Here is a 7,784-nt window from a genome sequence, read left to right on the forward strand (position 1 = left end):
AATGAATGAAAGTCAAAAATTAATCAAAATAATATTTAAAAAAATAATATTAAAAAGATTCATTCTTTATGAACATAATAAGTTGCTTTCTTATAATACTCATAAAGCATTTTCTTAAATAGTTCCACTTCTTCAGGACGATAATCCTTAAAGAATTCGCCTTCCCATTCGAAAACAATTTTCATTAAAGAAAAAATGACCAGTTTTCCTTCATCAGTCAAATTAATAATTTTTCTGCTTTTATTCTTTTCATCATGATGCCTTTCAATCAATCCGTTCTTCTCTAATCTTTTTATGATTTGAGTTACATTGGATTCAGACACATACAATAATTCAGACAGCTCCTTTTGTGAAATGTTTTGATGATAGAATATATTGGCCAAATATGTAAAATCCCTATGTGTAATATTTTTAAAATTTTTCTTTAAATAATCGTTATGCTGCATATTGATATAATCAATGAATAAGATACTTGGAGTCACCATTATTTTTTCTTCATCAAAATCAAAATCAACCATCTAAAAACCTCATCTCATTTATCCTATATTTTTCCTTAATGACTTAAATATTTGATTCATATAAACCCAAAGGAATAACCTGCATTCTTGCAAACGCAATAACGGCATAATGACCTTTCATCCTTAATATGAATAATCCTGTTCTTGCATTTGTATTCACCATTTTCCATAAAGACATCATCCTTAGCAGGATTATCTCCAAATGGATGCAATGGCTTTTTAACTATTAAAACAAGGTATAATGAAAGTTCTCTTATGAAATCCCTTGTTTCAATGTCTCCTGGATCATAAACGCTGAAATAATAGTTTACATCATCTTCTATATTCTTAATTACAGCATCTTTTATTTCATAGTCCTCTTCAATATTCTTTTCATATATCTCATCATAAATTGAAGAATTATAAATAGCTAATCGTTTTGTTATGCTATCAGGATATCTCTCATCCGTAGCTTTTCTCTTTAAATAGTCTATAGGATAATCTTTCAAATTTTCTCTTATTTTTTCCAATAAATCTGTTGCTTTCATGAATGACACCTGATAATCAATAAATGAAAATTCTAAAAAAAGTAAAAAAAAGAGTTAATTAAACTCTTTAGCCAAATCAGAGAGGATTCTTAGCTTTTCTTTTGCAATTGGAATATCTACTTTTCTAAGGCCACAATCAGGATCAAGGAGCATATTTTCCTTGCCTACTGCTGCAATACCTCTTTCAACTAGAGCTTTAACTTCTTCTTTGTCATCAACAGCATTTACAGCTGAATCGACACATCCGAATCCTAATTTTTTACCCTTAAGCAAATCGGCATTTGCTTCAAGAACACCAATATTCACATTGTTTCCAGCAAATTCACAATCCAATATATCAATAGGGAACTTTGCTATTTCCTTAAAGCATCCATCAAGATTACCGCAGACATGCATCCCCATAGGCATTTCAATGCCATCGGTAAGGATTCCTATCGCTTCCTTTGCAACCTTCATGTCAACCATGCCAGTAGATAAGAATGGCTCATCGATTTGAACATATTTTGCTCCAGCCTTCTCTGCTGACTCCACTTCACGTCTTAATGCATGAGCACAGTCAATGATAGCGGGATTTCTCTCCTTGTAAAATGATTCCAATCTTGAAGAGTGGACAATAGTGGAAGGTCCTGTCAACATAAGCTTGACTCCCTTTTTATTTGCCTCATCTTCACTCATGCCCCTATTCTTAATCTCCCTTTTAAGAACACTTTGAGCATATTTCAAGTCCTTAATCATTATATCAACTTGAGGAGCCCTTATCTTGGATACAATAACTGAAGAATTCATTTCATATGAGAATCCTGGAATATGCTTTACAAAGGAACCTACCATATCCCCTCTTGGCTGACCGTCTCCTATAATGTCTATTCCGCAGTCCAATTGCAATTTGACTGCCTCTTCAATAGCTATTTTGTATGGATCATACAATCCGATTGAAGACTTTATCCTTTCACCAAGGGTTTCAGGTTCCTTCAAATCAATCCCAAAACTACCTACAACAGTTGTAATCAAATAATCACCGTAAATCTATGTTTTAATCATAAAGCATTATTTTAATTTGTAATTTTAGAGTTATCCATCACCAATATCCATTGCCCTAACGCTTTCAATCTCTTCAGGGCTAATTGGAATCTTAATGGCTGCAGTTCCATGGCAAGGTTTTGTATAAGTAATCAATATGGCACCTTCATCTTCATTGATTCCCACAGGTATAGGTGGAAGTCCAATCAATCTTGCTCCCAATACCTTATCACCAGGGTTTACATGAATAAGCTCTTTGGAGTTTTCTTCAATAAGCTTGTAACATTGTTTAACTCCAGAACGTTGTACAAGTATTTCATAATCATCATTTTGTTGCAAATATGTTTCTAAACAGAAAGACATCTAAATCACCATCATTTTCTTTAATAAACAGTTAAATATAATTTGAGACTAGTTTCTTATTCCTCTAAAGTTTTCAAGTATTTGTCAAATCTAACCTTAATTGGATTTGGATTATGGAAAGCCCTTACGGCAATGATATCTGCATCAGTAGATGATTCAACCATGTCTGCAAATTCAGCCACTTCTTCTGCATCTCTTGAGAATACAAGAGCCAATGACTTGCATTTCAATATATGATAATATGTTATGAAGAAAGTAGCTGCCGCATCCTTATGAACGCAACCTACCAATAAGTCATAATCCCCTTCTTCAATTTCATCCAAACATTTTTCAATGTCTACTCTCTTTTTTACATAAACTCCTTCAGGATCTGAAATATCCAATATCTTTCCTGCTGCAGGATTGCTTGATACAGTAACATCATAGCCCATTTGGCCTAACTTATATGAAGCATACAATCCAATAGGAGTTTGTGAAGGAGCTTCAGGACAACCGAGTAAAACCAATGCTTTCATTTTATCACATCAATAATTTTTAAATATTAAACTTTTTTATAATAATTAATCACTTTATATCTTTGTTAATAGTTATAAATATAATTATTTAAAATAAAAATCAATTATTTTTTTGTTTATAATTAATAATTGCTTAAGAACTAAAACTTTTAGATTATTTTAGCCCAAATCCTCACATATATCATCCAATACTATTTTCTGCTCATAAGATTGATGAACCTCATAATGATTTCTAAATGAAACAATAATATAAAGATCCAATGGAAAATCAATATTCAAACTTTCATTTTTTTCAACCCCAAAATAATTATTTAATTTTAATGTACCTTCATCAATTAAATTATTTTTTAAAGCTAAATCAAATGTTTTTATCTCATTTCTCTTAGGAATTCTTATAACAATTTCTTTTTCAAAACTATCATTAGAATTGATATTTCCAATATTATAATTTTCAAAAATAATTAAATTAGCTCGATTAAGGGGACTTTCAACCATCCAACCAATATCCTCATCATCTAAATCTAAAGAACTATCAAATGAAAATAAAATAATATTTAAATCTGATAATTTACTTCTTTTTAAATTTTTAATACAAATTTGTAAATTAAAAGAATCTTCATTAAATTTATCATAAGATATGAAAAAATTAACATTAGAAAAATCATAGGAATAAGGGTATAAGTCTCTAACCTTATTTTCTTCTAAAAGAACAAAGCATTCTCCCTCTTTATCCCCAATTTTTTCATAACACTTAGAACAAAAAATAGTATCATTCTGTTTAAATATGGGAATATGATTAAATAAATCTTTTTTTGCATGACTACAGAATGTACTATCTTCCAAAATATCATCTAAATCCAAAATACTCCATTCATTTGAAACTGGACCCGCACCATAAGCTGCCATAGGAATAATTCTAAAATTGTCTTTTGAATCTAATTTACCATAAACCAGATTATGCATATTATTTAAATATTTGACACAATCATAATCATAATATTCATCTAAATTATCATCAACCCAAACATATTCTCCTTCTTTAATAATTTTTTTACATATTGCACATTTAATTTCAGTTATAATAAAACCCCCAGGAACATTATAAATATTAAAATGGAAGATACGAGAATTAATTTAAAACATAAAGATAACAAATTAGCTTTTTTATTATTCTGAATATTCAAATTTGAAATACATCCAAAATAATAATCTTTTAAATCAGATTCTAAGTTTGCATTGTTAAAATAAAAATTATTTAATTCATTAGGATTGGACGATGGCAATGGATAATTCACATGAGTGACATCTAAAATATAAATTGTTATTATTAAAGTAATAAAAATTAAAACCATATCAATGATTAAAATTCCTAACATATAACTTTTTAACTCAACAGAAATTATTGATTTTTCATTTAGTAATTCTAAGAGAATAGAAAATAACAATGGTAGAATTATTGATGTAAAACCTACAATATATGAAGCTTTAGACTCTAAAGAATCTTTTCTCATCAATTCTCTATCAAATTGATTTTTTTAATTCTTCCAAACCTAATTTAAACATTTTATCACCAATTTAATATTAATATTGGATTAAACCTTTTTCATGACATCTTTAAAATAAATAAAAGTTGGGTTTGTCGAAGCCCATTATTTGATACAAAATTCAAAATTTTTAGCTTGGCAAATACGATTTATTCAATTAATAAAACAAAGGATCTCAAGAAAACCAATAATTATGTAATATTTATTCTTAATAAAATATAATCTTTAAGAAAGAGCATTTGAAAAATAATTACCATAAAAAAATAATAAAAATAATGTTAATTGACATATTTCTTCTAATTGTTCGTTTAGTTCTTTTGTCATATGTGACACCTTTTTATTGTTGTTTTTTAAACTACAAAATTTTGCTAGAGGAACACAAGGTGAATGGACTATGCTGATTGTTATCACTACCTGATCCTTGATGTCGGATATCCTTATCCTTTTTATCTGGGACTTGGCGGATGCGGGAACATGACTATGTAATAGTTTCCTTAATTTTTCTGCATCCTTTCTTTCGATAGTGGTTGCACTACCGCCAGTGTAATGTCCATCTTTTATTCCTTGAATCACATCTTGGTCTGTAATTTTCAATGTAACAAACCATGTGCCTGTAGGATATTCTCTTGGAGTGCCGTCTATGAACTTTACAATTTGTGGCCTTGTTGTAATATGTGATTCTGTTAATGTTCCTATTACTTGGCCGTTGTAAAGGAATTCATGTTCCAGGTCAACTATCTTCCAGTCCAGGTATTCCTCTGCAAACTTTCTTATCTGTTCTGCAGTCAAGGGCTTTTCGCCTTGATCATACTCACAATCCCTAGCATCTGGTATGAATATTGGCAATGTGACTATGATGTAGTCCCTGGTTTCCTCGATTATGTTGATGATAGTATCTACACTCCCCAATTAAGCTCTTTATCCCATTATTCTTTTTGATTATTGATTTTTTTTGGTGAAAAAAAAAATAATTTTGAAGAACAAATATATGTTTCTTCACTATACATAGTGGAAAATTAGAAACACAAAGGAAAAGGTTTAAAAATAGTAAAACAAGGATTATATGAACTTAATTTAGAAAAAATTAAAAAAATAGTTTTAATAAAAAAATATTAAAAAATAAGTAATAAAATTAGTAGTAAAAAAAATTTAGAAAAAGCAAAAGAAAAGTAAAAGAAAAAAAGAGTTAATCGTCTTCATCCTTAGACAGTAAAACTAACTGAACATCACGCCCAATCCATTTCTTAGGAACAATTATCCTAGCACTATTACCATGAGGTTTTGCAACCTTAACTATGCTCTCTTCAGCATTCTCAATAATGACCTTCAATTAAATAGCCCCTTAAAAAAAGTAAATCAATAGTAATATTTTTCACCAGTCAATTCCTCCATCTCTTTGCACCATTCAACATATGCTTCCCAACCTTCAGGATCACGTTCTTTATAACGCTTGATAGAATCCTCACGATCTTCTGGAGTTTCCATTTCTAAAGACATGTTTAAAGGAACAAAAAGCATTCCTGCTACAGTATCGTTTCCACACATAGGTTCTCTAATAATTACTCCCCCTTATTAGTTAATTTATAGTAATACTTTGTTAAACTAATATATAAAGTTAACAAATAAAAAGAGCATATTTTAGGTAACAAGTTAATGAGAAAATTGTGGAACAAAAAATAGTACAAAAAGAGGAGCATTCTAAAATTACTATTACGAGAAAAATTAATGAAAAGTAAGTGAACTAAATAAAAAACTCGAAACCCTAGTCTCTAAAGAATAGACTTATGAATTTGGCAATCCTAAAAAGTAAGCATTATTCTATTTTTTCATTTATTTTTCATTATTCAATATTATTTCTTAATTTTTAGAGTTTTAACTTAAGCATAATTCATTAATTAACTTATCTAAGATTATTTTTTTATTTATTCTAATTTTATTTTTATTTATGATGTCTAATGATTTGTTAATGGATTTTTGTAAGAATCGTAATCTTAAGCTTACTACTGTTAAAACATATAGTGCAGCTATAAGGAAATATGAATCTTTTCATAATAATTCGATTAAATTTTTAATTAATGAAGCCATATCTGATGAAAATACTTATATTCCTCTTAAAAATAGGCATATAAAGAAACGTTTATTGAATTTTAGAAATTATCTAATAGCTAATTATTCAATAAATACTGTTAGGACTTATTTTTCAAGAATTATGGCATTTTATAAGCATTTTGAAATAGAATTACCTTATTTGAATGATATTAAATTTGATAATGACTATTTAAGTTCTTATCTTGATTTGCCTACTAAAAAAGATATTATGGAAGTATGTTCCATTTCCCGACTTTCATTCAAAGCTGTTGTTCTTTTCATTTCCAGCAGCGGATGTGCTAAGGCTGAAACGCTTTCGTTGGCTGTTGGGGATTTTGTTAGGGCAACTAATGATTATCATAGTGGCGGTTCTATAGAGGATATTCTAGATGAATTGGCTATTAGAAAAGATGTTGTTGCCGGTTTTTATCTTAAACGTATTAAAACTGGCAAGTTTTATTATACTTTCTGTTCTCCAGAGGCTAGTTTTTATATAGTTAACTATTTGCGTTCTAGGGAAGGTTTGTCCCTAGATGATAAGCTCTTTGACTTCAGTGATGATTCTTTGATGTATAATTTCAAGAAGGTCAATGACAGATTAGGCATGGGTTTTGTAGGAAATTACAGGTTTTTCAGATCCCATTCCTTAAGAAAGTTTCATGCCAGCAATATTGGATTGAGTGCTGATTATGTTGATGAGCTACAAGGACGAGCCAAGACAAAGGTTCATGAAGCTTATATCAAGACAAATCCAAAAAGATTGAAAGAGATTTATATGGGTGCAATGCACAATGTCATGATATTTGATGATTGGATTGAAGAGTATGAGAAAAAGACAGTTAAATCAAATGGTGAGGGTGCTTGTGTAATTGAAAAACAGGAAATCAACATTGTTATAAATTTTTCTTTGGATGGAAAAGACTTTAGGATTTAAGTGGAATTATTTTATGGTGTGATGATTTTTACAGTTCTTTATGAAAGAACTGGAAACTTGTTTTATACTATTGAAATTTTTTTGCAAATGATATGTTTTTAAAATGATCTTTTTGTGGGCATGATGAAATTTATAGGAATAGATGTTTTCAATTCCTTAGAATTGATGTCTCTCTAAACTTAATGAAACTCATTTGAATATAGTTTTAGCAACGAAAAATGAAATAAATTGCTCTTTTGACTAAATAGACGATTTTTTTTATTAAATTTTCATCC

General features: G+C 29.1%; 11 protein-coding genes. 1 reads left to right on the forward strand and 10 read right to left on the reverse strand.

The window, feature by feature from the left end; all coding sequences use genetic code 11:
- Window positions 1–59 precede the first annotated feature (59 nt).
- The 10 genes from ACKI67_RS04240 to ACKI67_RS04285 form a co-directional block, all read right to left on the reverse strand.
- Complete coding sequence (locus ACKI67_RS04240) at window positions 60–518, reverse strand: MarR family winged helix-turn-helix transcriptional regulator (RefSeq protein WP_407462148.1); 459 nt, start codon at window positions 516–518, stop codon at window positions 60–62.
- A gap of 56 nt (window positions 519–574) precedes the next feature.
- On the reverse strand, window positions 575–1,045 hold the full coding sequence (locus ACKI67_RS04245) for a DUF2115 family protein (RefSeq protein WP_407462149.1): 471 nt from the start codon (window positions 1,043–1,045) through the stop codon (window positions 575–577).
- A gap of 54 nt (window positions 1,046–1,099) precedes the next feature.
- The gene (locus ACKI67_RS04250; RefSeq protein ID WP_407462150.1) at window positions 1,100–2,056 is read right to left on the reverse strand and encodes a methionine synthase; all 957 of its coding nucleotides are present in this window, start codon (window positions 2,054–2,056) and stop codon (window positions 1,100–1,102) included.
- A gap of 60 nt (window positions 2,057–2,116) precedes the next feature.
- On the reverse strand, window positions 2,117–2,428 hold the full coding sequence (locus ACKI67_RS04255) for a DUF1894 domain-containing protein (protein ID WP_407462151.1): 312 nt from the start codon (window positions 2,426–2,428) through the stop codon (window positions 2,117–2,119).
- 56 nt (window positions 2,429–2,484) lie between these two features.
- Entirely contained in the window at window positions 2,485–2,943 is a 459-nt protein-coding gene (locus ACKI67_RS04260) for a DUF1890 domain-containing protein (RefSeq protein ID WP_296856404.1), read from the reverse strand.
- Window positions 2,944–3,102: 159 nt separating this feature from the next.
- Window positions 3,103–3,906: a hypothetical protein gene (locus ACKI67_RS04265; protein ID WP_407462152.1), complete on the reverse strand. Its 804-nt coding sequence runs from the start codon at window positions 3,904–3,906 to the stop codon at window positions 3,103–3,105.
- A 113-nt stretch (window positions 3,907–4,019) separates the two neighbouring features.
- The gene (locus ACKI67_RS04270; RefSeq protein ID WP_407462153.1) at window positions 4,020–4,454 is read right to left on the reverse strand and encodes a hypothetical protein; all 435 of its coding nucleotides are present in this window, start codon (window positions 4,452–4,454) and stop codon (window positions 4,020–4,022) included.
- Window positions 4,455–4,712: 258 nt separating this feature from the next.
- Complete coding sequence (locus ACKI67_RS04275) at window positions 4,713–5,396, reverse strand: XkdF-like putative serine protease domain-containing protein (RefSeq protein ID WP_407462154.1); 684 nt, start codon at window positions 5,394–5,396, stop codon at window positions 4,713–4,715.
- 277 nt (window positions 5,397–5,673) lie between these two features.
- A complete protein-coding gene (locus ACKI67_RS04280; protein ID WP_407462156.1) occupies window positions 5,674–5,817 on the reverse strand; it encodes a DUF2080 family transposase-associated protein in 144 nt (47 codons plus the stop codon).
- Between the two features lie 26 nt (window positions 5,818–5,843).
- The gene (locus tag ACKI67_RS04285; RefSeq protein WP_407462157.1) at window positions 5,844–6,032 is read right to left on the reverse strand and encodes a hypothetical protein; all 189 of its coding nucleotides are present in this window, start codon (window positions 6,030–6,032) and stop codon (window positions 5,844–5,846) included.
- 421 nt (window positions 6,033–6,453) lie between these two features.
- Here ACKI67_RS04285 and ACKI67_RS04290 point away from each other — a divergent pair, with 421 nt between their 5' ends.
- The gene (locus ACKI67_RS04290; RefSeq protein WP_407462158.1) at window positions 6,454–7,509 is read left to right on the forward strand and encodes an integrase; all 1,056 of its coding nucleotides are present in this window, start codon (window positions 6,454–6,456) and stop codon (window positions 7,507–7,509) included.
- Window positions 7,510–7,784 lie beyond the last annotated feature (275 nt).

This window comes from Methanobrevibacter sp., assembly GCF_045577275.1.
Lineage (GTDB): Archaea > Methanobacteriota > Methanobacteria > Methanobacteriales > Methanobacteriaceae > Methanobrevibacter.

What these genes read in the sequence shown, in the direction of transcription:
- ACKI67_RS04285 (WP_407462157.1), bottom strand. Translation starts at nt 6,032, where the DNA reads ATGTGTGGAAACGATACTGTAGCAGGAATGCTTTTTGTTCCTTTAAAC.
- ACKI67_RS04255 (WP_407462151.1), bottom strand. Translation starts at nt 2,428, where the DNA reads ATGTCTTTCTGTTTAGAAACATATTTGCAACAAAATGATGATTATGAA.
- ACKI67_RS04240 (WP_407462148.1), bottom strand. Translation starts at nt 518, where the DNA reads ATGGTTGATTTTGATTTTGATGAAGAAAAAATAATGGTGACTCCAAGT.
- ACKI67_RS04290 (WP_407462158.1), top strand. Translation starts at nt 6,454, where the DNA reads ATGGATTTTTGTAAGAATCGTAATCTTAAGCTTACTACTGTTAAAACA.
- ACKI67_RS04270 (WP_407462153.1), bottom strand. Translation starts at nt 4,454, where the DNA reads ATGAGAAAAGATTCTTTAGAGTCTAAAGCTTCATATATTGTAGGTTTT.
- ACKI67_RS04260 (WP_296856404.1), bottom strand. Translation starts at nt 2,943, where the DNA reads ATGAAAGCATTGGTTTTACTCGGTTGTCCTGAAGCTCCTTCACAAACT.
- ACKI67_RS04245 (WP_407462149.1), bottom strand. Translation starts at nt 1,045, where the DNA reads ATGAAAGCAACAGATTTATTGGAAAAAATAAGAGAAAATTTGAAAGAT.
- ACKI67_RS04265 (WP_407462152.1), bottom strand. Translation starts at nt 3,906, where the DNA reads ATGCATAATCTGGTTTATGGTAAATTAGATTCAAAAGACAATTTTAGA.